Raw genomic sequence first — 25,591 nt, forward strand, 5'->3', positions numbered from 1 at the left:
TGGCAGGGATATCCCCCGCCATGGCGCAGGAGCCCGCGTCCGGCCTGTCGGGCATCCGCTTTCTCGTCGGCACATGGAACGCGGGCCAGGGCACCCTCGCCGATACCGGCGGCACCACGACCGGCCAGTCCACGATCACGGCCGAAGCGGGCGGCGCGGTGCTGCTTCGGCGCGACCATACCGACCTGTTCGACCGGGCGGGCAAACCCTCCGGCGGGTTCGACCAGATCATGATGATCTATCCCGAAGGCAGCACGCTCCATGCCGACTATTCCGACGGGCGGCATGTCATCCATTACGACCAGGCCGTGATCGAACCCGGGCACGCCGTCACCTTCACCAGCTCCGCCCTCCCTGGCCAGCCGGTCTTTCGGCTCGGCTACCGTCTGCTGGCCACAAACCGGCTCGGCGTCTCATTTTCCATGGCGCCGCCGGGCAGCACCATCTTCCGGCCGGTCGCGGACGGAACATTGAGCCGAACCCATTGACCCTGCCCCGACGGCACCCGGCGAAACACGCTCCGGACGCGGACGCATCCTTCCCCGTTCCCGGAGCACATGACTAGGCGAAATGACTGATTTTTTGAAAAAACCCTATATCCCAATCGCATTTCTATTGTGCCTTGTCGGTATCCACGCAGCCTTCACCACCCGCACAAGCCGGAAGCTGCCCAGCGACGCCTATATCTGGCAACGCCAATGGACGCCCGCCGTCAGTTCCGCCGTCACCGCCAGCCGGGACATGATCCACACCTGGCGCATCCTCGCGGCGGAACTGGACGGGCATGGCGTGTGGGTGGACACAAATCCCGACAGCACCGTGCTGGCCCAGGGACACATACCGGTCATCGCCGTGATCCGCATCGAGGGCCAACTGGCCGACTGGGATGAAGAGAAGCTGGCCGCCCGCATCCTGGCGCTGAAAGCCGCCTGGCAGCAGCGCGGCATCGCGGTCGCGGGCATCGAAATCGACCATGATTGCGCGACCGTCCGCCTGCCGGCCTATGCGCGGTTCCTGGCGCTGCTGCGCGGCCGTCTGGGGCCGGGCACCATCCCCCTGTCCGTCACCATCCTGCCGGCCTGGCTGACCTCCCCCGCGCTGGAGGACGTACTGGCCCGGGTCGATGACGCCGTGTTGCAGATCCACGCCGTCCAGAATCCGCAATTCGGCCTCTTCAACCCGGCCAGGGCCCATGACTGGGTCCGGGCCTTCGCATTGCGCCGCCACGGCCCATGGCATGTGGCCCTGCCCGCCTACGGCACGCGCGTCACCTGGGGAACCGACGGGCGGATCGCGGCTGTCGAGAGCGAGCAGGATCGTTTCATGGGCGCCGATAGCGGGCATGAACTGGTGGCGCCCCCCGCCGACATCGCCGCCTTCATGAAGCGGATCGAACATGCTCCGCCGCACGGACTAGCCGGCTGGGTCTGGTTCCGCCTGCCGACGGAAGATGACAGGCGGGCGTGGAGCCTGCCGACATGGCGCGCGGTGGTCACCCGCCAGCCGCTGCACGCCGCGCTGTCGGTCCGCCTGCGCCGCCCCTCGGCCTCTTCCCCCTACGATATCGTCCTGACCAATGGCGGCAACGCGGATTCCGAAGCCCCGCCCTCCATCCGGATCGACAGTGCCTGCCCGTCCGGGGCCGATGGTCTGAACGGCTACAGCCTGGATTATGATGCAAGCGGCATATGGCTGCGGCGCGAGCAGCCCGGCCTGCTGCGGGCGGGACAACAATCCGTCATCGGATGGGTGCGGTGCGACCGGGGAACAGTCAGAGCCTATGCAGGAACCGATGAAAAACAGGACTGATCCGACCGCACCGATGGCACCGGGCCGGCGCGCCGCGCAACGCTACGGGCTGGCCTTCACGCTGTCGAGCCTGGCCGGCATTTCAATCGTCCTCGCCTGCGGCATGGATTTTCCAACCCAGTTGCTGGACGACCGCGCAGCTACGCTCAAGACCACACCGGCAACATCCTTCGCCTACGCAATCAGCCACCTCGTCACACCGGACGATTCGCTCCGGGTCGTCCGGCCCGCGCCCCAAACCGCCCAGCCGGCGGACCCGGACAGCGCCCCGCCCGAACCAGGGATGGACGCCCTCTCCCCCCTGCAGCAGAACCGCGTTGCGATGATGCGCGACGCGATCGACGGCGATTCCGCCTACGAACATGCGGACGGCTTGCCCGCCGCGATCCGCCTCTATACAGCCGGCGCGGTCGATTACGCCCTCGCCGGCAAGCTCGGCGGCGATTATGCCGAACATGCACGCAAACGCTTCCAGGCCGTGCTGGACCTCCCGGACGGCGAGGGCCAGGAGCGGGCGGTCTGGGCGGCCTACATGCTCGGCCGCCTGCAGATGGACAGGCTGCTCGCCACCGGCAGCGGAGATGCGCGCGAGGCCGCGGCCCACGCCTTCGCCCAGGCCCGCGCCCTCGCACGGAAGAACGCTCCCGACCCGCTCTCCCTCGCCGTCGCCAGCTATGGCGAACAGGCGAGATCCTATCTGATGGATGGCAGGACGGCCTGCGGCTGGAAAGCCTTCCTGACCAACGCCCCCTGCGCCGACAGCATCGACCCTGCGAACCTCAAACACGCCATCGCGCTCTATGCCGAACAGGCAGCGCGCGGGTCCGCCAGCGGCGCCACTTCGCTGCTGCTCATCGCCTCGTGGGCAATGGCCGACCCACGACGCACCGAGCACCTGATCGACACCCCACTCAGCCAGAACCTGCTTGTGGCCTATGCGCTGGCCCGCACCGGCGACATCATCAACGACGATCCGCGAACGGCGTCCGACTATGCCGCACCAGACCGGGACGGCCTGGGCTATCACGACGCCGCGCGCGGCATTGCCGGCAATGGCTGCCCCTACTGCACCGAAATCCGGACCATCCGCCCCAACCCGGCCATCGTCACCCTGGTCGATGCCATTCACGCGCGCGGGCTCGAACATATCGCCCACGCTGACCGGCTGGCCGCCCTGGCCTATCGCAGCGGCCGCTACGATCTGGCGAAGACGCTCGCCACCATGCAGCCCGGCGCGCTATCGCGCTGGGTACTGGCAAAACTGGCCATCCAGCACGGCGACCTTGCCGCCGCGGCCCGATATTATGCCGAAGCGGCCAAGGCATTTCCCACCGTCGCGGACGGCCTGGCGCCGGAGGAAATCAGCCGCCTCCGCGCCGAACAGGGCGTCCTCACCCTGTCCCGTGGACAGTATGTCGCAGCGTTCGACTGCCTCTATGCCGCCGCGGTCAACGCGGGCAGCCATAGCGGCGTAGCCTTCGACGCCGCCTATCTGGCCGAACGGGTGCTGACGGTCGACGAATTGCGGCATTATGTCGATGCCCATATCCCCGCGGCGCAAGGGCAGACCCCGCCATCGGCGGCCCCGCCCGAATTCGACGCCATCCGGCTGATCCTGGCCCGGCGACTGGTGCGCGCCGGGCGCATCACCGAATCCCTTCGTTATTTCCCTGCAGATGACGATCCACACTATATCACGGACGGCAAACCCGCCCAATTCCGCACCTGGGCCAAAGCCTATGGCAACGCCCTGCAGGATGCACGGCATCGCTGGACCGCAGTCGGCCGCGCGCAGGCATGGTTTACCGCCGCCAGCATCGCCCGCGCCCACGGCATGGAGATCATGGGCACCGAGCAGGACCCGGATTATGCCGTGTTCAATGGCGGTTTCACCACAGGCGCGGGCCGCACCGTCGCGGTTCTCTCCCCCACCGACAGCCAGCCGACCATCCCCCTGACCAGAAAGGCCCGCACCGCCGCCGCCCTGTCCGGCCCGCTGGTCACCGAGGGCGAGCGCACCCGCTTCGCCGCCAGCGAGGCCGCTCCCTACCGGCGTTTTCATTATCGCGCCATCGCGGTGGACCAGGCGGAAAACGCCGCCGATCTGCTCCCCGCCCGCTCGCAAGCCTTCGCCGCAGTACTATGCCACGCCGCCGCCTGGGGCACGGGGGCAGACGCGGAGCTGTACCACCGCTATGTCCGCCAGGGCGCGTCCGTCCCCTTCGCGAAAAATTTCGGTCAGCACTGCCCGGCACCCGATTTCCAGTCCGCCGCCACCGATCCCTATACAAGTCCCTTCCGCCCCCTGCACCGATGGCTGCACCGGTACCTGACGGCGCCGCTCGCAAGCATGATGGCGCGGTTGTAACGCCGATTGCCGGCCGCTACCGACGCGACCATGCGAGGAAACCATGCCTCCTCGCGCGGTCTCATCGGTGCCCTCAAGCCGAACGCATCAATCGGACAGGGACTGGCCCTTCTTGACCAGATCGCTGCACAATTCGACACGCTTCGACCGCTCGAGCGTGGAGATATCGAACGGCGTGCTGGTCCCGGTCTGCAGCAGGCCCTGCCCGCCAACCGAATAGAACTGGTCATTCTTCACGTCGTCGCGCTTGACCAGCGCACGCGCGGTGCTGCGTGCCGTGGTGCCATTGACCAGTTTCTTGTGAATGCAATAGGCCACCAGACCGGCGACATTACCGGCACCGGCCGAAGCCAGCGTGGGCAGCCCGTTTGCACCCAGCACGCCAGGCGTCGCAACCGTCGTCGACCCCGTCACACCAGTGACGATCTGCGCACCCTGCGTGGCCGGATTGGACGCCGGATCGGTGGGCGACCGCCAGCACGCTACCGGCCGGCTGGGTCGAAAGCATCGTTCCCGCCGGCACCTGCGCCGACGCACTCTGCGCATGCGCCGTCCCAACCGCGGACAGCGCGACACCACAGGAAACCGTCAGGGCAAAAAAGCGATTCATCAGCATTACAGGACCTTTCAGCAGGTCATCCAAACAACAACCCAAGACACGACATATGACAGGCATCATGTCACATCATTATGGGCCGTATAATCCAAAGACCAGACGTGCCGGATAGCCGACAGTTCTATTCCATACTGAAACAATTCACGCCGACAGCATCGTCACAATGCCAGATATTCTCTTCATACCAGTTATTGTATGCACACATCGCCACCCACGCGGGCTGACATGACGTCCAGCGTCTTCGCACCAGAAGAAAAGCCGCAGACTTGCGCGGCTTTACAGGCGATCTGACAATTCGTACGTACCAGAGTACGAGTCTTTGTACCCATTATCCACATGGTTGTACACAGGAACAGGAGAGGCCCTCCCCAATCCCCCAGCCCCCCGATGGCCGTTTTAAAACTTTCCCTTTGGCTTACCGCCGGAACGCCCGCAGAATACACGGCGCAACGATCTCTCCCGCATTGCGTGAAGACCTATTTATCAACATACCCGTAAAGAGACTTGCCGAATGCGCCTCCTCCTCGCCCTCATCCTCCCCTGGCTTCAGTTCTTCACCATCGGAAGGCCGATTGCCGGCATCGTCTGCCTGTTTCTCCAGATTACGATCATCGGCTGGATTCCCGCCGCCATCTGGTCGGTCTATGCCCTCAGCCAATACAAGACCGACCAGAAAATCAAAAAGGCGATGCGCGGCTGACCCTGCCCCATCCCGACTTTCCCTGAATAACGGCCGAAGAGACTGATTCCGCAGATCTGCCGGTCTGGCGCTTTTGCCCAGATGTATCGTCCCTTGCGATCGCCGGGCAGATGCCCATTTCCTGTCGATCTATCGGCCGCAGGAGGGCGAAATGGGAAACACCAAGGGAAAATCAGAGGGAGTTCCCACAAAGACCACAAAAGGCAAAAAGCCTCCCCTGACAACAAAGACCGGCGCCTATGGCGATATCGCCCAGGGTCGAGACCCCAGGGAACCGCCCACTCCTGGGCAGCCCCCACGCCATACCCCAGGCTCGGTCAAGTGAACGAGATGCCCTGACAACCGGCACCATTGACAACTGGTGACAGGTCGAGAAACTCGCCGGGGCGCGGAGACATGCGGCGATCCATCGTTCCTATGACGAAGGCAAAGGCCTACGCTGGGAAATGGAGACCGTGCAGACCAACGCCATCGGGCTTACGTCGTGCATTTGGCTTGGAAAGACAGTGCCCACCGGTCTCCGCTGGTCATTTGCCAAAGCGTGCGAGCAGAGCGGGCTGTCGTGGAAGCCGACACAGCACCACCTCAAGCACAGCGTGGCGTCTTGGTTCGCGATGGACCCTGTTCCGATCGACCAGGCCGCCGACCGACTGGCCATCGATCCGACGACGCTACGGCGTGTCTATCGAAAATTCGACCCGGACTATCTGAGGGAGGTGACGAGCGCCCTATCCCTTTAGATGTTCAGATGACCATCTATGATATCTGTGGATAAGCCGATGATGCCAATGTTTTCAATGGCGTCCCATAGGGGATTCGAACCCCTGTTGCCGCCGTGAGAGGGCAATACAGGGTCCTGGAATACAGCCACCACAATCCGCCAATCCATTGATTTGCTTCCATTCTTTATCACCAGACGTCACGGCTTGTCACGGGACATCTTCCTCAAATTGGCGCGAAATTGGCGCGCGCGCCAAAAAGAGGCAGTGGAAACAGGCTTGACGCATCAGGATTGACGCATCAAAATTTTCGGCCTCGCTGTATATACACATGAGTCCATGCCGCCTGTCGTTCTACCCCCTGCCGTTCTGACATACGACCAAGCAGCGGCATACCTCGCCATATCACCCGGCAGACTCCGCAATCTAAAATGGTTGGGGCTGGCCCCCAGGCACATGACATACGGGACCCGAGATGTCCGGTTTCGGGTCGCGGACCTGGACGCATGGCTTGCCATAAAAGCCGGGGTAGTCTCCCCGCCACCGCCAGCCCGAAAGCGACCACCCCGACCCAGACAACGACCGGCTGACAATCCCTATGTCACCAAAATGGAGACACAGGATGATTTCGGGCCACCATGGCAGCCGAACCGCATCCAATCGGCCGTGCTGGCCTGGGCTGGCCGCCATGCGGCTTGGCTGGTCGGAACTCGGCAACCGCCGAGCAGTATCATGGACTCGCAGACCTACCCCCACGGTTGACCACGATTACCACAGCCCCCGGCGCCTCCCTGCGCTCGACACATGGCGCTTCCGCCGCCGGGGTCTGCTTCGCTGCGCTCCGGCCTTCGGCTGGAAATCATGGACAACACTTCATGGGATGCAAGAGTTAAACGTTATCATTTTCCCGCAATATTTTATCCAGAAACGCCTTAGCCCCCTCCGAACCCCAAAATTTATATTCGCGTTCTGAAAAGACCAAACCGAAAGCATGAAATATCCCCGCAGTCACTTCTATGGTGTCCTCATAAAATTTGTTCAATTCGGACGGTGAGTGAGAAACCTCTATGGATTTCTTTATATCTCTATGGGCCAAACGAATATTTCTTATATTTTTTATATTTGAATAAATACTATATCCCGGCGATGACTGCTCGATATAGTAATAATATATATTCTTTATACGGAAAAAGCCGTCATCCACTATTCCTTTTTCTATATTCACGAAAATTGATAATTGATTTCTGAATTTCTTTTTATTAAGTGAATTGAAAATAAAAGATATCCGTAAATTTTCGTTGTAGCTATTATTATCATCCCACATTCGCATTAGAATAAGCCAAGTTTGATGGACTAGAGAGCCCATAATGATATCCAATGTATTATTTGATAATCTGTCAGAAAATACGCTGTTCAATTCATCCATATGGGCCGACATATAGGAATATGTCTCCCATATATGTATTAATTTACCGACTTCATCCCTAAAATGCAGAAGGTAACCTTGAATTCGAGCAATCTCTGCGTTCATATCTTCGGTCATTCCATCACTCCTTCATCTATCTTGCATGTAAGAATATCAATCTCGCAAAATATATCTTAATATCTGTAGATTTCAGGTAGAGCCACCGGCTCGCAAATGAATGACTTAGAATGAGTCTATGGCGTGGTTCGACACAACATGCCCCAAGTTCGCGTCACCTCGCTTATGTTCCGCAATCCAGGTTTGCCAGGACCCGCAGAACACACACACTTCGCGATTGGGAGACTCCGCTACATAGGCATGCTGGCAGTTTTCTGCCCCCTCCTTCTCATAATGCCGCCAGTGCCCCATGACATTATGAAGACGACGAGGCCCATTCATCCGTGACGCTGACTGACGTATTAAATCCCGGATGACTTCTTCGCGATTCTTTATATGAATCGTTCTATAGGACATTAAAGGAACACTTCTGGTCCCTCCAGATTTACCACGACGATTTATATCGTTTATTTCAACGCCTTTGTGGTTATCTCTTGTGTGCAGCAGCCCCAACATTGATATCAGCAATGTCCATGAGCCGACGATTTCTTTTAATTCCGCCGAAATCATCCGCTCCATGAGATTTTTCCTGGCATCAACATTGCGCCATATGGAATTTCTCAGAATGGGATTGAATACAATATGAACATGACTTATAAAATCATCACGTATCTTCCTACGAAATTCACCTTCTTTATCCGTCTCGGCTTTATTAACCCAATGTGAATAAGCCTCTCCGGCTATAACTTCACCGATACTTACGCTCTCACCCGTTGGCCACTTGAACACATCCGGAAGCATTAGCTCAATGATTTTTGTGGTATCTCGCAACTGTGCCGTCAGTGGCGCCGCACTATCCCACAAGTAACTCACCAATGATGGGATAATCACCCCGTCATTAATTCCAATGAATCCCGCGATATATTGCGTGTCGCTCACTTGCTCAATTAAATAACCGATAGCATCGGGAGTATCATGGTATGGCTCCCGGCCATGAGCGATTACCTCATCGCGGGGACTCCATTCAATCCAGGTCAAGCGTGATGGCGCACGCGCAGTCCCTAACATTCCTGCCAAGATATCAGGGCGCTGCATGCTCATATCTACTGCTGCCTGCACAGCATTCGCGCTTACTGTATATCTGGCAGCCGACCTCATCCGACCTTGTATCTCGGCAGTCAATTTGTGCGGGCTCATGTCGAGTCCATTATGCACAAAAGCCCTGCCTGCCTGCATGATTTGGTCGAACAAGGTAAGTGTCGGCATCCGAGACCTGCTTTCTTAATAATAGTCAACAGTATCTCTTCACAGGCAGTCAGTCCAGATTCCTATTCTGACCTCGCGCTATACTATCCGCCAGAAATGGAAATTTCTGCCAAACGTCTGATGACCAGGTATTCCGCCAAGTCCAGCCCCGACAGAAATGACCGTCAAAAGTAGGGAGCCAAGACCATGCAAAAACTAGGATACTGCCGCGTCTCAACCGCAGGTCAGGATTTCAAGGACCAGCTTGCTGTGATGAGTCGCCATGGGGTGTCGCCTGATGACATCTTCCAGGAAAAGATATCTGGCACTGTCTCCGCCGATGACCGTCCCGAGTTCTCACGCATGATGTCCCGTCTGATGGATGGCGATGAACTGGTGGTCGCCAAGCTGGACCGTCTCGGCCGCTCGACCCTCGATATCCTCACAACGATTAACACGCTCAGGGAACGAGGGGTTACGATAACCATCGACGGCACGGGAAGCATCCGCAATGACATGATGGGAACGTTGACCACAAATCTCCTGGCAGCGTTCGCAGAATTTGAGCGAGCCATGATTTACGACAGGATGCAGACCGGCAGACAGCGTGCCATTGCCGCCGGGGTGGTCATGGGGCGCAGGCCAAAGTTATCGAAGGCAGCGAGAGAAGCGATAGCAAGGAGATACGGCGTGACGGACACCGGCCCGGCGCTGGCACGGGAATACGGAGTCAGTATCAGGACCATCGAACGTCTGGCTCAGGCCAGCAAAGCGGCAACCCAGGCCCAGGCCATGGCCGCCTGACTCACCTTCCCAGGGCTGGCCTACGGGCCGGCTGCCTTGGGGATGCCTCACGCTTGAACCTATTTGCCATCATATCCTGATATTTTCCAATGGCGCCGGCAAGATGGCGTGAGCCAGGGTCAGACTTCAACCGCTCCTGAAACACAGGGTCTTCCCACAGCTTGCGGAAATTATGGCCTGCGTTGGCCCACCAGCATCGGAAATCCGCTGACTCATGATGGACCCGGACAACTCTGCCATCATCGGAAAATTCCAGGACGTAGGCTCGATGAATCTGATTCTCACCGCCGCCGTTCCCACGAATCACCTTGGTTTTGACTTCGAGCCAACCCCCGCGATACATCTCCGCATCATAGAACATATCGACGTAATCACCGCGCGTTTCGTATCGAACACCGTTAACAATCGTGGACATGACATCTCTCCCTTCATTTATATAGTAACAGACTTCATGGAATCGTACAAGTAAAAACCCCACCAAATCAATGGTGAGGCTTCACTATTTCTGATTCATGGAGACTCAGAACTTTGGTGTGTATGTCGAGGACTTTGGCTTTTTCGGACGACCACCAGGATTGCCATCATCTCCATCTAGATAATCAGGAACATCTCCTGGCATCTCGTAATGTGCATCCATGACATCGTTGATTGATGGCCCGGATTGACCATGGCGATACTCTGCCGCTGTAGCTGCCTCAGCATCCGCAACAACCTTTCCACGCCGTTCCCTGTCATCGTTGATATCCCTGATAATCTGACGCAGGAATCCAGTATCGCGATACGGAGAATCGTCGTCAGCCCCCAGCACTGCATGGATTGCCGCGTTCAGATTATCAGCCAACTTGCCATGATATTTCGAATCCGGCAGGTCGCGCATGATGTCAACAATGGCATCTGGCTTCGCGAGGGAATCATAAAGCATGATATTCTCCCTCAGCTTTTTAACCTGGGGGCTGCTCTCGTATGCCTCGTGCGCAGCCTCGGCGCGCCTGACGACAGCTTCGGCAACAGGACGGGTGCAATCCTGTTGCGCCCTGGCCTGCCTGACAACAAGCTGTGCCAACTGGTTCCGCTGGTATTCCTCTGCCAGCTTCTGCCGCTCCAAAGGCCCCAGGCGTTCCCAGGGCTGGGGCTTCGCGCACAAGCCGAACTTGGCGAACACATGCTTGACGAACCACACGGCAAACGCAGCGATATTTTGGCCGACCTCCGCCTGTTTTTGCTCCTGTTCGGACATGGTAGCTTTACGCAAACCCCACCATGAACCTTTTAGTTTTTCGATTTTTTCCTTGATTTCTGTTTCCTGTTCCAACATCTCAAGCAACCGGTCTTCACCACCCTGGGCCACCCTGGCTACCATTGCGGCACGGTCGCCCTTATGAGCCATAATCGCCTGTTGTTCGGAGGTGGGTGGATTCAGACCGGCCAATTCCGTGCGAGCCTTAGCCGCCAGGAGTCCAAAATCCTCAGCGTATGAGCCATCATAGTTATCTTTCCACGCGCGACCATTGCACAGCGGGTCAAACCGGATATGGTATTCCCCACCATCGGCGTCCGCAGGGAGGTGTTTTGTTGGCAACTCGTATATACAATCGTTGTTGTTGACTGCCTGAACAAACGAGAATCCCGCACGCGGTGCATCAGGGATAGCATCACGTTGATACGTGCGCACTCCCTCGTATTCGTCATAACTGTGAGTATTCATGGCATTTCTCCTGTTCTTGACTCCGGATTTCGAAGTCATCCACAGGATTCTAGCGTGTGGGTTCGCAGCAGATGATTCGTCCATCATCTTTTGCATCAACTGAATACTGGCATTCACCGCATCCGCCGCCTGCCTTTCCAGTTTCTCCTTTACTTCGTTCGCCTGGACTATCTCTTTACTCAGCCCCCTGACAAACCCCGTATCCGAAACCCGCACCCGGCCCAAGTCGGCCCGCACCGGAGCGACACCGCAACCAGGACGACCGGCAGGCTGGCCAGATGGAGTTTCCTTTGATGGCGATTCTTTTGGTGCCGCTGAATCAGGCTTTTCGCTGACGCCATCATCATTCTTGCGATTTCTTGATGATGCTTTTGGCTCTGGTGGTGCGATGATGACGCCTGACATTGCGTCGGTTAGCTGATTTTTACGAAGGCCCAGGAGCCTGCCAACACTTCCCAGAAAATGGTCATCTGAATCTTTCAGAACCACGACGCCAGCCTTATCTCCCTGCTCCATTCGCCATCCGCGAGCATGGACAGATTCGGTCAGCCGAGCCCAGGAACCCCCGGCGTCACGCCACATATCGCGCACATCTTGGCGCACCTGTGCCAAGTCAATCCCGAGCCTGTCAGCCTTGGCCTTTTGTTTTGACGTAAACGCAGATTGAGGTTTTGAATCTTCTGCCTCTATAAATGCCTTCATGGACTCACGCACGGAATCGTCCCGCGTATGCTCCATAACGTATTCGTTGTGATGACCATTTAAGATTCGCAATCCATGCCTTGCCTCAAACTCCCTGGCAACAAGTTCATTGCGTGCATACGAGTTATCAAGATTAATCCGCCGGCCTGTATCCGGGTCGATTAAACGAATCAGATAATGCCTGTGATAGTTATGTGCTTCGCCATCATGACGTTCCTTGCCATGCTCGACTGCCAGCGCCAGGGCATCCGGGTTGTATCCAAACTCCCTGGCATGCGCGGCCATTGCCAACCGAAATTGTTCGTCTGCAATCGGCTCCTTGGACGACAAGATAACTTGCAGCAAGCACCCCCTGCGTCCGTATCTGTCAGCATCCGCCAGGGCATCGAAGCATGCCTCCTGACTCCCCCGCATCAGGTCAATGGAATCGTTTTCTTCCTCCTTTTCCAGGAGATGACGGAGCAACTTGCGGACACTGGCACGGGTGCTTCGGCAAGTCGTCGTTTTGATAATCATAAGTCACCCGACCCGTGCCAAAGCCCGATTCAGGACCTTGCTGATGCTTCCTATATCAGCCGTCACCGTGGCGATTCCGTCAGCGTCGCCACCTTGGTTTACCCGCTTTGCAATCTGGTTCAGATTGTTGCCGATAGCCCGGAGTTCGGCACGAATGCCGACCAAATCATCATGAAGATGTGGCCCGCCAGCACGCACATCCAGAGCAGCTTGCCGAAGGAATGATGCCACCTTGCGACTACCCGCAGCCTGCTTAATCCGCGTCATTTCGCTGGGATTTAATCGCAAATGTGTGACAACAGTTCGTCTTTCCCCCTTCTTCATTTGGCACCCTCCTGATGGTTCAGAAGGCATTGTAATACATAAAGAGGAAGACAACATTTTTAGACATGCAAGTCATCGCCTGCGTAGCTCATTTCGTCTGCGACTCCATGACCTCCCCAGGCTACTTGCAAGGGGCTGCGCCCCGTTGACCCCCTCAAAAACGCAAAAGAGTAACGCACTTGTATCGCTAACCTCAAAAGGGTGTCATATGGTTATGACATCCCTAAATCACCCCATCCAGACGACTCAGATAGCTATCTATTTCGTGCCTCCTGGATGTCCACCGACTGGCCCCCGTTGCTCGGCCCCCAGGGGCCTCCGCCATAGACCAGTCGCCTACCCACGACGCTTTGCGGCAGCGGCAGCGCCGGGGGCTCGCCGCTAAATGCGCGGGTATCTCTCGCTATATTCGATTCCATGAAATCATCGTCTGGCTCACGCCACTTGCGACTCCTAGGCGGCTCGCGCCATGGGACATCAACGCCTGATGAATGGTTCCTGGATGTAGAAGGCAGGATGACGGATGACCGTCATCCCACACCGACCGTCAGTCGCCGTCCCTGGACGCGAAGGACCACGCGGCATCCTCACCGGCCATCCTCACCGAATACCAGCCGTGGTTTTCCGCACGCGGCGCTCGGGTGGTCGCATGCTCGCCCTTGGAATGCCTGACCACTGGATGCTTCGCCAGAACACGTATCACGCCGCCATGCTCAGTTTCCCGCAGGCCCAGCATAGGCTCCGCAGATGACACGACATGGCTCCCCAGGTCGAAATCACCGGCTGGAATCTCCTTGAGATACCATTTTTCATCCAGCTTTTCGCGGTCCAGACTCCTGCACCGTTCAGGGACCACCAGAACGTCACCCTGGCGCACTGAGTCCACCAGCAGGCGAGGCGTTACACCCCACATACGGCACTGGACAGCCTGGACAACACCGGCAGGGGATAACCCACGACGCACCGCACCATGGATGACCGCAGGCCATACAGGATGGCGGAATGCCGTTCCATTTTCATTGAATCCGCAGAGCACGTAGCTTTTGCGGACGTTCAGGTATCCGTCATATTTCTTACGCCGTGCGTGGCGTAGCTGGACAATGCCGACCGCCTGTTCGGGGTCCCAGGCATACAGGTCCAGGTTCAGGGATTGCCCGCGACCACCCTTCGACTTGCTGTCGAATGATGCGTAAGCGCCGGGAAGGCAGGGTGCCAGGAACTGCATAATGGCGAACGTGCCCTTGCCGTTCAGTTCCCCATAGTGACCCCTGGTGTCATCGACCGTCAGCGCCGAGGCACGGACATGGGATGGCAGGGAGAACGCCTCTTCAGTAGCCCGTGTTTCAACAACTTCGGGCTTCGCGATTGCGATGGTGTTCATGATATTTCTCCAAATGCAGAGACCAGAACCATTTCTGAATCTCATGACAGTTATTGTAACGCATGTATTGAATACCTCGCCTTTCAACGAAAAATGCCCTCAAATACCAATGAAATCAGGGGTTTTTCGTGTCAGTGACAGACACATAGACCACTTATTGTAACGTGTCAATAACCGTTTTCATCTGTAGTCGTATATACACGACACCCTGTCCATCTGTTGTATATACGCGGTCTCGAATACTTTCTTGCAAAATGCGAGAAATATTTATTGGCAGTTTTCCGCCAATTTTCGCGCATAGAAAACCCCGCACTAGGCGGGGTTCGGGGGCATCGGAGTACCATGAGCCATCCAATGGATGACCTATATATGCGTCATTCACATATCAGGGATTCGCTTCCTGTATGCGACGTTGGATATCTTCCACCCTGGCCAGGGTCCGGCGAATGCTGCGCAGCATGGAATCCAGGTTCTCCCCGGTGCATTCGGCCAGCTTCTGGCGCTCCCGATATCGCTTCTGGATTTCGGCGCGAGATAGCGGCCCCTTGCCTGGATTGATGAGCTTGCGTGACATTCGAACCTCCTGTTTGTCTATCTAGTGACTCCGCACATGGCATCACCAGAGCTTATTATAACGCGTTACCTGACAACCATTCAGGATAGGTGCTGGACCCCACTCAACAGCCTCTGGACCATGGCGTTCTTGTTCGTCCTGGACATCCCCTTGAACGCCTCAGACTCGCCAACTGCCGACGACAGATGCCTTTTTACCCCGTCAGAATCAGCGATTTCCCCGGATTCGATTCCATCCGCAACGCCAGCCAGCGCCGATTGCACACCAGCCCCCAGGGCCTCCTTGTCCATGCCATCACCCCCGATGGCACCAATGGCATCCATAGCAATCCCAGCAGCACCCGACCGCAGCGCACCGGCCCCAGGCAGACCACCCCCAGGACGTAGCCCATGGCTTACAGCAACCGGCGCAGATACATCCGGCCTTCTGCCGCCAGATGGCATCCTTGACCCACCAGACCCCGACTGACCGTCCTGCCGACCTGCCGTCAATATCCTGCCAGCACCCTGAACCTTTTGCCCTATACCCCGAGCAATCAGCCCACCAGCAAACCCCTTCACCCCTTCGGCATGCTGAACCTCGCTGCTGCCGACCGACGCACCACCAAACCACCGTGTTACCCGGTCAGGGACCTCCGAAATCAGGGAAAAGGAGCGGATGGCGATGACCCAATGAAGGTATGACAGCATGCAAACCATGACGACTGTGCCAATGATTCCGCCAGATTCTGCCGTTCCCGATGCCACCGCAGGGTAAAACGTCGTCCGCAACAGAAACACCATGGCGTCAAAGACTGCGAAGCTCAGGAAATACCCCAGCATTCCCAAAGGTGCCCGCAAGAACAAGCTGAACGCAAGCTGGTATCCTGTGCGTTGCTCCTGGCCTATCAATTCCTGGCCGTCCAGCCTGATATGCACAAAAGCCCACAGCGGCGCGGCTATCATCGCTTCGACAACAAAAATCAGCATCGACATGGTGAACATGGTGAAATGTATATACGGCATCATCGGCAAGACGTATGCGTGCAGCACGCCGACAAACAGGAGCGCACCCAGAATCACCCAAATCACCGACAGCGCCGAGCCAGCCAGCTTGCCGACCATGCTGGCGATATCGCCAAGGAGCAGGCCACCAAGGAGCGACAGACCGCCAGTTTCTGGTGCCGCGACGACAGCGCCAGCCTCTGCAATGACCCCTGCCGCCCTGACCATCTTGGTCGCCAGCATGGTCTTGGACCCAACCCAAACCACGACCATTGCACCGATGATTCCCCATGCGAACGTGATGAGATTCTGTCCAAATTCAGTCATCGCCTGAAGTTCTGACTCACCGGAATCCCCTGTTCCAGCCGCTCCGCTGGCGTTCACCAGCCCCCCGATAGCCGAGCCGATTCCATTATCCAAGAATCGCAAGAACTCACTGAAAACGTTGGACGAATACGCATCCGCAAACGTATTCGTGTTTACCGTGACGTGATTGATGTTGCCTGCCGAACTGACCGCCGAAAGCTTGTCCTGAACCGATTTGATGGTTTCCTGGCTGTCGGGAGCGAAGGCTCCATCAATATGGGCTGTCAGTTCACTAAACAGGACTCCACTGGCACCAGACGACAACGCACGAACTTCCCCGGCCAAATCACCGGCACGGTTCGTCATCCTCCCCCCATCGATGGTGATTCTGGCAGATGCCATAACGGAATCTGCCATCCCCTGCATCTTGGCGACGTTCAAATAATAGACGCCAGCCGTGGCCCATCCATACTGTCCAGCCGTATCCTTCCAGTTCGTCAGGGTGTCGCTTCCACCTTGATTTAGGGAACTGGCGAGCGTGTTGACCGCCGCACCCCAATCCGCAACCATGCCGGTATATCCGGACTGAATCCCGGATTCCAGTTCGGTCAGTTCACCAGGAATCTGGTCTGCCTGCTGGCCATCCACGTTAACAGACTGCGCCGCAATCCGGGACATTGGGGCCAAGGTCTGCATGTATTTGGCGAGGGCCGTTAGCTCCGCAGAGCCATATCCAGAATAGACACCACCAGTAGGAATATCAATCGTCACGCTGCCACACGTAGGGCCGAAATCGTATTTATATTCAGCAGTTTGTACCACCTGACCGGCCGCCTGAGTCGCCGCCGAGCCACTGGATAACACATGCAAACCAGCCCATTTCCATAGATAGTCAGCCTCCTGGCTGATATCCGCCATCGTGCTACCAGCACCGACTTCCTGGGCAACAGGCGTGGAACCAGGAACATCGCTATACCCGCCAGCAGACGCCAGCGTGGCACGGCAGGCTTCATCAACTGCCATTGTTTTAACTACAGAGTTTAAATTTGGAATCGCTGACCCGGAGATGGTCGGTTGAGTCAGCCCTTGCAGGTATGCACTCCACATCACGTTAGCCAGTGACCCGCCCCAAAGTGCGAGATATAATACCGCGACTTGCATAACGCAGTAGCCCTTTATAAAGGGGGCTAGGGCTCCGGCACCCATGAACAGACGCACGGGAGCCCATACGACAGACCATCGCTGGCTTAGCATCGTTCCTTCATGAGCGACGGATACCAGCGTGCTCACCACATGCCACGCCAGCCCCGCCATCGCGATTGACATGAGGACACTGAGAAACGCCTGGAACGCATCAGCGAGCGCCGATGTTCCATTGCTGTTCCCTCCCGGTCGGTCCAGGCTGCTGATGATGCTAGGCGTTCCCAGCGGGGTAACATCAGGAAACAGATTCTCCAGGAGATTCCGATAGATATCATCCTGGCACGGCAGCGTGAACGCCACCGATACCGCCGACCCAGACGACTGACAAGATGATGACCCGGAGGCCGCCACTGTATCCGCAGCCCTGGCACCGGGAACCCCAGCCCCAGCGACTGCCAGAACCAGAATCATCATCAGGGTCTTACCCCTGAAACCCCGCCAAAATGCGTTGATTTGCTTACGTTTATGCCATGCTAGCAGCCCTACCGCCACGATGGCGACGAGGGGCATTGCATGGACGATGACCCATGCAGCACGCATCATTATGCTGCCAACGAAGAATCCCAGAACCAGCCCCATGCCCCCCAGGACCAGGGGTGGCGTTTCCCTTTCTGTCGCCATTGTCGTCTCTCCCCTGCCTGCCTGTATCCGTCAGCCCAGGATTGCCGATGCCATTGCGGCTATCGGTGCCACCCCAAAGAGCAGGCCCAGGACAACGGACAGGGCTGTAAATGCGCTTTCATGATTCTTTGTGTAGTTCGTATTCATGTTCGTATTCCTTATGATTTCAATTTGTGATGGATTCAGATGACCTGGACCACCTGCCGAGCGGTCAGATAGGTCCTGGCACGGAAAGCAAGAATCATGATTTTCTCACTATCCCTCCCAATCTTCCGGAAGGCGTGCGACCCAACAAGACACAGGTAAACCCCTCCATCCTGGACAACCGTGTATGCGGCTGGCTCGATATCGCGGATACTCAAATCCAGCATTCTCGTAATCGACGCCGCAGAGCGCGGACGGAATCGCCGACCATCTAAATCGTTGATTTCAATGGTATTTCCATTGTCCAGGTGATGTGTGTAAATCGTCATGACTGCCTCCTGTGGGAGCGAGATTGCCCCATCTGGCAGTCATTATATGTTGTCGGACAGCAGTTTTTCCGGAATCCGGACATTTTGCGAATAATGTCTGATTTTACTGGTGTTTTTATGTATTCGGGACTGGTGTTTTATTGAGAAATGCACTTCTGGATGAAAGATGATTTCATTTTTAAAGGACAACAAAATGGAAAACCCCAGCACAGGGCCGGGGCTATCTGGAATCAAATTTTACCAGGGTATCACCCTGGCGTCAGGGTGCTGCCGCCGTAACCCATGGCACCATTGGAAAAGATATCAATTATATCTGCAATCGACGTGACACCAGGCGCAACCGGCTCATTGGCCAGCACTGGCACGTTAGCCGATTTTCCAGCAACGTCCGCCGCCGACACCACGGCGCTGCCAGCGAATTTTATGCTGGACCGTGATGCAGGCGAGCTTGCAGGACCCGATTCCGTGCTTGCTTGGCCGGTGCTCACGAGTTGCGCGATAAACGCGGTAATTTCCCCACATCGGTCAATTTCCTGGCTGTAGCCGCCGATTCCTGTTGTCAAATTCCAAATTTTGTTGTCGGAATAATATGGCTCCTCATCAGCAAAATTGGGGCTGTAGGGGGCTTGCTGGAACTGGTTAAACGTCTCGGCACCGCCGCCGCGACCACCGCCACCGACAACCAGGTAGCACGTTGCCGTCGTTGTTGAGACGACGTTTCCGCTGCTATCTAGGGCAGCAAACGTAATAACGGTATTTCCGGATTCGGCTGTCCAGGTCAGGTTCGCGCTAGTCCAAGCCACCTGCGTTGAGCTAACCGGAGGCGGTGGCGGCGGTGGAGGGCTAACCACTGGCGGGGGAGGACTGACTACAGGAGGCGGGGGTGGCGGGCTGGCAACCGGTGGAGGACTCACCGGAGGCGGGCTTACCACCACAGGAGGACTCACCGGAGGGCTGACTACCACAGGCGGCGGTGGTGGCGGCGGCGGTGGGGGAGGCGGCGGCGGTGGCGGCGGCGGTGGCGGGGGCGGGGGAGGAAGAGGTGGAGCCACAGGCGTAATAACAGGTGGAACAACCGTTGCTTTGGGTGTCAAATCCGGCACGACAAGTACCGGAGAGGGCGGGAGCGTTTCAAGGGAAACCGGCGGCGGGGACACCGCTGGATGGGATGCCGTAAACGGCACATATGGAGATGGCATGTCCGGCGCATCAGCAGGCGGCGATGTTGGCAATCCGGGGTTTACGGTCGGTGGCGGCGGGGGCGCTGTAACAGCGGCATACTGCGCAACGTCCGTGCTGGCGACCGGCGGAGGGATATCATCTGTGACGCCTGCATTTGCCAACGATGCAGGATGTAGAACGAATGTCAGAATATTCCCATTCTGTTTGCAGGACTCACGAGCGGCCTCCAGTGCATTCGTCCCGGCCAGACTTCCATTAATTGCAATCGCCTGAAACACCGATTTGTCAGCCGCCGCCGAGGCCGTAATTTCGTAACAACTCGACCTGCCAAGCCCTGACACGATGATTCCATACCCTGGTGCCGTCGTGCCAATCGTCACCGCGCCGCCAAATGGCGAGACAAGGCCACCAGCTTTGAGATATTGAGCAGGAAGCCCGCTAGCCCCCGCAATGTCGCTTGTCGTTGGCTCATAGATATGAGTCTGGCGCGTCATCGTTGCTATCGCCGATGCGATTTGGCCAACTTCCGCGACGGTAGCATCATCGCGATATCGAGTGTGAGAACCCCCCATCCAGTAAGCCGTTCCACCCGCGAGAATCGTTGTCACCCCCAGGGCAAACAGACCCTCAAGCAGAGTCACACCCTGCCGTTTTCGATGATTCCTTGTATATACGGCGATACTCATGACACGGACTCCTGCAACTGCACGTCGTCACGGTCGGGATGGCCGGGAGGCAGCACACTAATGCCGACTGACCTTGCCTTTGCAAGCACGTCATCAGCAGTCCATTGCGCGATGTCATTGATATCGCACAGGAATTCATTGGAATCCGCTTTAACTCCCCAGTCCCGGCGCTGCTCCGGCGTCAGGACCCAGACGCAATCGGAAATCATGCGGACGACCTCGCGACCCGTAGGAACAAACGTATCCAGGTCGCCGAAAACGTAGCCTTCACGCGCAATCAGAAGACCAACGGCCCCCTCCCGGAGGCATTCATCGGATAGCCGACGCACATATTCAGCGCGTGCCGCCTTGACGCCATATGCCAGGGCGTCCGGCATCGCTTCGGCGGCTGTTCTATCGTTTGCGAGTTCCAGGTAACTATCTCGTAGCTCAAGGATTCGTTGAGCTAGTGCCGCCTCCCTGGCCTTTCTCCCCCTGTATTTGGCTTTGTATGGCGCATCGGATGGCCGAACTCGCCGCGCCTTTGATTTTTTCGATGTCATTTCTGGAATCTCCTGCTCCTTGCCAGTCACAATGACCAGCACTGGCAGACATTGTAGCGTGGCGGACAGCGAGATTCCGTTCAGCCGGACATTCCGTGGAATAGTCCCTGAAAATCAGGGAGAATCAGGATTCAGTATATACGCCAGAATCAGGAAACCCCTGGATGATGATATCCAGGGGCTACGGCACAGGAGAGAGCCAACCCCATGATAGCACTGTCCCTTGCCACTATCCGGCCCGGATGACCCGATTCCTCCTGTTCGGCAGTCGCCTGACCTGGACTGGTGCCGCCTGGGGCTGGACCTGGGATTCCAGCGGTTCGTTGTTGATAACTATTCTCAATGGAACCTCACTCAGGATAACCCGGTGGCGACGAACCTGCGCTTTGAATCTCGGCTTTTCGTCCCTTGGCGGCTGGGATGGCTGTGGTGGCTCCTGGATGGAGTCTGGCGGGGTGTCCACGGAGATGATTTCCAAGGGGATTACAGGGTCGTGGACATGCGCTGGCACCCCCTCGCGTTCATCCCTGTCCTCTTCTACACAACTTACTTCTTTTTCACTCTTTCCTTTATTTTCCTGATTACTTTGGAAATCACCCCGGATTGCCAGAAGGTCGTTGCCCTGACCACCATTCATCCCCATTTCAATGTTTTGGATACCTCCCCATTCTGTCCCTGAGAGTGACAACCCAGCCCCATCCAGAACGGTCAATCCAACCATTCCTGACTCACCAACAGCAATGACGATAGAGGATGACATCCCCCCAGCACACGCAAAGATGGCATCTCCCATATCATCCACAACGGCATATCCACCGTCACTATGTCTCGTAATTTCCAGGATAATCACCCCATCATCTCGACCAACCACGCTTGCCACTAGGACGCCACCTGGACGCATTTCCTGACAAATGCGGTGGACATGACGATTAGCGACTTTGATGGTTCCTACGCCGCTTATCTGAATCTCCTGGGGCTGATGACCCGCCGCAGGGCTATCCCCTTCAATGGTTTCCTCTCCATCAGAATCATCATCCTCCGATGAACCGCCAGCAACAGCATCGGGGATTGCAGCATATGCGGCCAGTTCCCTGGCTATCCGCGCATCGAGGAAATGCCTATATGGTGCATGGCAAAATCCTGCCATCCAGAACAGGACTTCAGCCCGGCGGGACCTATCCTGCATCATGTTCCAGATACGAGAGACACGTTCCCTGGGCACGTCCGTATCGTCGCCGGCAGCGTCCGGATATTCCTTGTTAAACAAGGCATCCCAGCGACCACGGATTCCCCGAACCGTCCCAACGAAGCCAACCTTTTTCGTCAGCCCTGGCGTTTCCTCCAAGGTGTATATCAGCCATGCGTCAAGGTCCTGGGTCCGTTCCACCCGATTCAGGAAAATGGAGTTTCCATAATCATCGACCTTGTTTGTTTCCTCTTCTGGGAACTGCTCATTCACAATCGCAATCAACCTGCCTTCATCCTCACCCCGGCAATGTAACGCGGCATGTATATGCGGCGTGCCATCCTCGTGCTGCTCTATGGCATAATAGCCAACCGGATGTATCCCGGCCCGAATGGCATTTTGCTTGATATATTCCAAGCGTTTGCGAATCTCTACGTCTGCCGTTTCCACGGGACACCCCGCCCCGTGGAACTCTCCAGGCAGAGTCAGAGTCATCGCAAGCTGTATCAATCCCAGATGCTCGACAGCCGATGCCGTGATAGCTGATGCCAGCCCAAAATTCCTGGCATCTCGTTTTTTCGTCGTCCATTTTTTGTAATCGTAAACGGTGGCACCTGTATCCTGGTTAACCACCCTCGCCTTGTCCCTTGCCTCGGCTTCATATTGCAACGTCGCCTCTGCTTCGTCGGCTTCATGTGGCATCCCCAGCACACGACGGATGTTATGTCGGGTTTTGCGGCACTTGGACCCGCGAGCCCTATCCATCGCGTCCGCTAGCTTTACGGTAACAGCTTTGTGAAACGGCGCTACGTTGGGGTTTTCCTCCCTAGCCGCCTGATACACGAGATGATGCAAGGATATCATAATGTTCACCATCTCGATTCCAACTGCCGAGATATCGTCATCGCTGCCCATGATATCCGGATGACTGCCCGTGCCACCCCGAACCGTCCGGATAGCCTTTTCGCAGATAGCATCTTGATAATCTGGCAGCAGTGCATGCCAGTTCTCGCGGAGAATCTGCCGCAGACGGGACATCATGGCATCGACAATCAAGCTGTATGCGGGATTGTATGAATTGCTTGTGTCTGCTGAATCTCGTGATATACTCATGTTGTTGACTCCAAATAACTGCCTCGCTGGCCGGCGATATGGGCAGTTAGCAACAAGTATAGCACAGCCCCAGGCGCCACACCAGCCGTCTGGGGCTTCTTTTTGTCTATTTTTCAGAAAAATGCTGTCCGGAACGCTATAATGTCTGCCATCATAAAAAGATGGAGATGGAATCATGGATATTTCAGACGATAGATTCGCCCTATGGCTTGAACATGAAGAAGCCGCATGGCGTTCCTCGTTCCCCGGTCACGATTTCGGCGCTGTTGACGGCACATGGACCGAGGACGACTGGCAGGATGACGCCGAGTTCCTGGACCCGCCTCCCCGTACCTCGCCGCTAACAGAATATGAACGGGAGACGCTGGACAGCGAGCAACGCAAATGCCGGTTTGCCGATGGCTCACCATCATCGACATGGGATGACCGTCAGTCGTCCCAGCCACATCCAGCCGCGAGCCGCCCGAGCCAGCCGACTGATAGGTTTACAATCATGGCCCCGCCAGGGTTCACCGTGCATACCCAGCGAACAGATGGCGGATTGATAATATCATTCCGTCCAGCCCTGCCAGCCCTGTCAGCAGCCCAGGCACCCCAGCCAGCCCCAATGGTTCTCCCAGGATGTGTGACCAGGAGCCGTCGCACCGTCTCTGGCACGGTCACGACCGTTCAGGCCACCACCCCCTCCAAATCGACGGAGAGGCCCCTTTCAGCACCGCAGGCCGTTTCCCAGGCTAATACCCAGGCAACCACCCCAAAGCCCGCAAATGGGCCTCAGAACGCAATCCAGGGGCATCCAGGGGCCGAGGGATGGCATGTTCGGCCCGATGGCACGTGCGTGCGGACCAGGAAGCTGGGGGCCACGGCGCAGGCCGAAAAGGAGCGGCAAAGAGCATGGATGGCAGGGAGGGGGTGACCTCCCCTAGCAGGTCACATCCCCTCATCATCGTATGCGATACCCAGGAGCCGTTCCTGTGCCTCGGCAGCCAGGGCCAAATCTTCAATAACCGGCTGGTAGTATCGATTGAGAGATTTCAAATCACGATGCCCTGTGACTCGGCATAAATCCAATGGATTTGTAAACAACTTCGCAAGCCTACTTGTTGCCTCATGCCGCAGGTCATGAAGCCGAAGATTCGTTAGTTCGGCTCGACGACAATTCCGGGTAAATCGCATGGACAACGCATCTTCGTTACCCACATCGAATATCAAGTCACTGGCCCTGGGTGGCTTCTCATATTGGGACAATTTTTCCAGCAGCAATCTCCGGGCTCCTGGCATCAAAGGACGACGTTCCGGCCCCTGGACGGTGGATTTATACATCATCTTTGTCTGATAAAGCGTGATGACCCGCCGCTCTATATCCACGTCACACCATCTCAAGGATATGGCTTCCCCCCGGCGAGTGCCTTGCTCAATCTGCCAGCGAGCAAACCAGATATCGTCAGCCACCGAGGAACGGGACATGGCAACCAGGAGCCGTTCATATTCACCTGCCTGGATATCATTTCCGCCGTCATCTTCACCGGCACCAGCCAGCCGCCTGTCCCGCTTCTTGTCGGCCCCAGCAGGTCGTTTAACCACGCGACCTGATGCGTAATTGACAGTTTTCACATCCCATTCTGATATGGCATGATTCACTGCACTAGCTAGTATAGTAAGCCGTTTGACAACAGTTCCACCGGAAAATCCTGTGGCAAGCATCCGGTCACGGAACCCCCGGACATCAGCAGCCGACCACTTCCCCAGGGACACCCCCGCAATGGCATCGTCCAGGATAGGCGGCAGGTGGCCTTCACGGTCGGCCTTGCGGTTCGCCATCCGCTCATCGCGATACCGTTCCAGCAGTTCACGAATGGTCATCGTGTCCGCCTGGGTCGGCTCCCGGAACAGGCCCAGATGCTTCTCAGCAGTCTTTTCCCCGAGCCAGCGCCGAGCCAAAGCCGCCGTGGCGAACGTCTGAATGACCCTCTTTCCATCAATCAGTTTGCGGGCCTGATACTGTCCGGGCTTTCGCAGATAGACCCCTTTGGGAAGCGCCTTGCCGGTCGCCGGGTCGATTTTATCTGCCATGGTGGTTCCCCCAATTGGCGCGAGATTGGCGCGCATTCTGCGCATGTGCAATCATCGGATTGGGGATTTCAGCGTAAACCCTTGATTTTCCAAGGGTTTTTATGGCGTCCCATAGGGGATTCGAACCCCTGTTGCCGCCGTGAGAGGGCGGTGTCCTAGGCCTCTAGACGAATGGGACATCTGGCTTGGCGCGGTTCGTATCCCGATGGCGCGGAGCGGTCAAGCCCCGTCCGCGCGA

General features: G+C 57.0%; 20 protein-coding genes and 1 tRNA gene. 6 read left to right on the forward strand and 15 right to left on the reverse strand.

Annotated features, from left to right (window positions below; translation table 11 throughout):
• The first annotated feature begins 20 nt into the window (after nt 1–20).
• The 3 genes from HLH29_RS13190 (at nt 21) to HLH29_RS13200 (ending at nt 4,177) form a co-directional block, all read left to right on the forward strand.
• Nucleotides 21–488 (forward strand): hypothetical protein, encoded by a 468-nt coding sequence (locus HLH29_RS13190; RefSeq protein WP_182967554.1) that lies wholly within the window; start codon nt 21–23, stop codon nt 486–488.
• Between the two features lie 82 nt (nt 489–570).
• Nucleotides 571–1,809, forward strand: coding sequence for a DUF3142 domain-containing protein (locus tag HLH29_RS13195; RefSeq protein WP_182967556.1), 1,239 nt, complete (start codon nt 571–573; stop codon nt 1,807–1,809).
• Entirely contained in the window at nt 1,793–4,177 is a 2,385-nt protein-coding gene (locus HLH29_RS13200; RefSeq protein ID WP_182967558.1) for a hypothetical protein, read from the forward strand. The genes HLH29_RS13195 and HLH29_RS13200 overlap by 17 nt, the downstream gene beginning before the upstream one ends.
• Before the next feature lie 87 nt (nt 4,178–4,264).
• On the opposite strand, the gene HLH29_RS13205 is transcribed toward HLH29_RS13200, so the two are convergent.
• Nucleotides 4,265–4,723: a DUF2501 domain-containing protein gene (locus HLH29_RS13205; RefSeq protein ID WP_246374243.1), complete on the reverse strand. Its 459-nt coding sequence runs from the start codon at nt 4,721–4,723 to the stop codon at nt 4,265–4,267.
• Nucleotides 4,724–5,304: 581 nt separating this feature from the next.
• Here HLH29_RS13205 and HLH29_RS13210 point away from each other — a divergent pair.
• Both HLH29_RS13210 and HLH29_RS13215 read left to right on the forward strand, forming a co-directional pair.
• Nucleotides 5,305–5,493, forward strand: coding sequence for a YqaE/Pmp3 family membrane protein (locus HLH29_RS13210; protein ID WP_182967560.1), 189 nt, complete (start codon nt 5,305–5,307; stop codon nt 5,491–5,493).
• A gap of 455 nt (nt 5,494–5,948) precedes the next feature.
• Entirely contained in the window at nt 5,949–6,233 is a 285-nt protein-coding gene (locus HLH29_RS13215; protein ID WP_220791517.1) for a hypothetical protein, read from the forward strand.
• Nucleotides 6,234–7,101: 868 nt separating this feature from the next.
• On the opposite strand, the gene HLH29_RS13220 is transcribed toward HLH29_RS13215, so the two are convergent.
• The gene (locus HLH29_RS13220) at nt 7,102–7,755 is read right to left on the reverse strand and encodes an AbiU2 domain-containing protein (RefSeq protein ID WP_182967564.1); all 654 of its coding nucleotides are present in this window, start codon (nt 7,753–7,755) and stop codon (nt 7,102–7,104) included.
• A 105-nt stretch (nt 7,756–7,860) separates the two neighbouring features.
• Nucleotides 7,861–9,000 (reverse strand): hypothetical protein, encoded by a 1,140-nt coding sequence (locus HLH29_RS13225; RefSeq protein WP_182967566.1) that lies wholly within the window; start codon nt 8,998–9,000, stop codon nt 7,861–7,863.
• 186 nt (nt 9,001–9,186) lie between these two features.
• On the opposite strand from HLH29_RS13225, the gene HLH29_RS13230 reads away from it, so the two are divergent.
• Nucleotides 9,187–9,783, forward strand: a complete 597-nt coding sequence (locus tag HLH29_RS13230; protein WP_182967568.1) for a recombinase family protein — start codon at nt 9,187–9,189, stop codon at nt 9,781–9,783.
• A 1-nt stretch (nt 9,784) separates the two neighbouring features.
• Here the strand turns inward: HLH29_RS13230 and HLH29_RS13235 are convergent, their stop codons facing one another.
• From HLH29_RS13235 to HLH29_RS13290, 12 genes are all read right to left on the reverse strand, one after another.
• Nucleotides 9,785–10,198 (reverse strand): hypothetical protein, encoded by a 414-nt coding sequence (locus HLH29_RS13235; protein ID WP_182967570.1) that lies wholly within the window; start codon nt 10,196–10,198, stop codon nt 9,785–9,787.
• Nucleotides 10,199–10,303: 105 nt separating this feature from the next.
• Entirely contained in the window at nt 10,304–12,535 is a 2,232-nt protein-coding gene (locus HLH29_RS13240) for a relaxase family protein (protein WP_182967572.1), read from the reverse strand.
• 174 nt (nt 12,536–12,709) lie between these two features.
• Nucleotides 12,710–13,087, reverse strand: a complete 378-nt coding sequence (locus tag HLH29_RS20055) for a MobC family plasmid mobilization relaxosome protein (RefSeq protein WP_408871973.1) — start codon at nt 13,085–13,087, stop codon at nt 12,710–12,712.
• 490 nt (nt 13,088–13,577) lie between these two features.
• Entirely contained in the window at nt 13,578–14,411 is an 834-nt protein-coding gene (locus HLH29_RS13250; protein WP_182967576.1) for a hypothetical protein, read from the reverse strand.
• 385 nt (nt 14,412–14,796) lie between these two features.
• Nucleotides 14,797–14,985, reverse strand: a complete 189-nt coding sequence (locus HLH29_RS13255) for a hypothetical protein (protein WP_182967578.1) — start codon at nt 14,983–14,985, stop codon at nt 14,797–14,799.
• 80 nt (nt 14,986–15,065) lie between these two features.
• The gene (locus tag HLH29_RS13260; protein WP_182967580.1) at nt 15,066–18,098 is read right to left on the reverse strand and encodes a DotA/TraY family protein; all 3,033 of its coding nucleotides are present in this window, start codon (nt 18,096–18,098) and stop codon (nt 15,066–15,068) included.
• Nucleotides 18,099–18,280: 182 nt separating this feature from the next.
• Nucleotides 18,281–18,571, reverse strand: a complete 291-nt coding sequence (locus tag HLH29_RS13265; protein ID WP_182967582.1) for a hypothetical protein — start codon at nt 18,569–18,571, stop codon at nt 18,281–18,283.
• Between the two features lie 248 nt (nt 18,572–18,819).
• Nucleotides 18,820–19,374 (reverse strand): hypothetical protein, encoded by a 555-nt coding sequence (locus tag HLH29_RS13270; protein WP_182967584.1) that lies wholly within the window; start codon nt 19,372–19,374, stop codon nt 18,820–18,822.
• Between the two features lie 1,061 nt (nt 19,375–20,435).
• Nucleotides 20,436–21,023, reverse strand: coding sequence for a hypothetical protein (locus tag HLH29_RS13275; protein ID WP_182967586.1), 588 nt, complete (start codon nt 21,021–21,023; stop codon nt 20,436–20,438).
• A gap of 187 nt (nt 21,024–21,210) precedes the next feature.
• Nucleotides 21,211–23,457, reverse strand: coding sequence for a hypothetical protein (locus HLH29_RS13280; protein ID WP_182967588.1), 2,247 nt, complete (start codon nt 23,455–23,457; stop codon nt 21,211–21,213).
• Between the two features lie 753 nt (nt 23,458–24,210).
• Complete coding sequence (locus HLH29_RS13285) at nt 24,211–25,353, reverse strand: site-specific integrase (RefSeq protein ID WP_182967590.1); 1,143 nt, start codon at nt 25,351–25,353, stop codon at nt 24,211–24,213.
• Between the two features lie 102 nt (nt 25,354–25,455).
• A tRNA-Glu gene (locus HLH29_RS13290) sits at nt 25,456–25,531 on the reverse strand.
• Between the last annotated feature and the right edge of the window lie 60 nt (nt 25,532–25,591).

Origin of the sequence: Gluconacetobacter tumulicola (assembly GCF_014174215.1) — a bacterium.
Lineage (GTDB): Bacteria > Pseudomonadota > Alphaproteobacteria > Acetobacterales > Acetobacteraceae > Gluconacetobacter > Gluconacetobacter tumulicola.

Coding starts and splice junctions, on each gene's coding strand:
- HLH29_RS13235 (WP_182967570.1), bottom strand. CDS start 10,198: ATGTCCACGATTGTTAACGGTGTTCGATACGAAACGCGCGGTGATTAC.
- HLH29_RS20055 (WP_408871973.1), bottom strand. CDS start 13,087: ATGTTGTCTTCCTCTTTATGTATTACAATGCCTTCTGAACCATCAGGA.
- HLH29_RS13220 (WP_182967564.1), bottom strand. CDS start 7,755: ATGACCGAAGATATGAACGCAGAGATTGCTCGAATTCAAGGTTACCTT.
- HLH29_RS13260 (WP_182967580.1), bottom strand. CDS start 18,098: ATGGCGACAGAAAGGGAAACGCCACCCCTGGTCCTGGGGGGCATGGGG.
- HLH29_RS13205 (WP_246374243.1), bottom strand. CDS start 4,723: ATGCGCAGAGTGCGTCGGCGCAGGTGCCGGCGGGAACGATGCTTTCGA.
- HLH29_RS13190 (WP_182967554.1), top strand. CDS start 21: ATGGCGCAGGAGCCCGCGTCCGGCCTGTCGGGCATCCGCTTTCTCGTC.
- HLH29_RS13255 (WP_182967578.1), bottom strand. CDS start 14,985: ATGTCACGCAAGCTCATCAATCCAGGCAAGGGGCCGCTATCTCGCGCC.
- HLH29_RS13250 (WP_182967576.1), bottom strand. CDS start 14,411: ATGAACACCATCGCAATCGCGAAGCCCGAAGTTGTTGAAACACGGGCT.
- HLH29_RS13210 (WP_182967560.1), top strand. CDS start 5,305: ATGCGCCTCCTCCTCGCCCTCATCCTCCCCTGGCTTCAGTTCTTCACC.
- HLH29_RS13280 (WP_182967588.1), bottom strand. CDS start 23,457: ATGATTCCATCTCCATCTTTTTATGATGGCAGACATTATAGCGTTCCG.
- HLH29_RS13195 (WP_182967556.1), top strand. CDS start 571: ATGACTGATTTTTTGAAAAAACCCTATATCCCAATCGCATTTCTATTG.
- HLH29_RS13225 (WP_182967566.1), bottom strand. CDS start 9,000: ATGCCGACACTTACCTTGTTCGACCAAATCATGCAGGCAGGCAGGGCT.
- HLH29_RS13200 (WP_182967558.1), top strand. CDS start 1,793: ATGAAAAACAGGACTGATCCGACCGCACCGATGGCACCGGGCCGGCGC.
- HLH29_RS13265 (WP_182967582.1), bottom strand. CDS start 18,571: ATGACGATTTACACACATCACCTGGACAATGGAAATACCATTGAAATC.
- HLH29_RS13230 (WP_182967568.1), top strand. CDS start 9,187: ATGCAAAAACTAGGATACTGCCGCGTCTCAACCGCAGGTCAGGATTTC.
- HLH29_RS13285 (WP_182967590.1), bottom strand. CDS start 25,353: ATGGCAGATAAAATCGACCCGGCGACCGGCAAGGCGCTTCCCAAAGGG.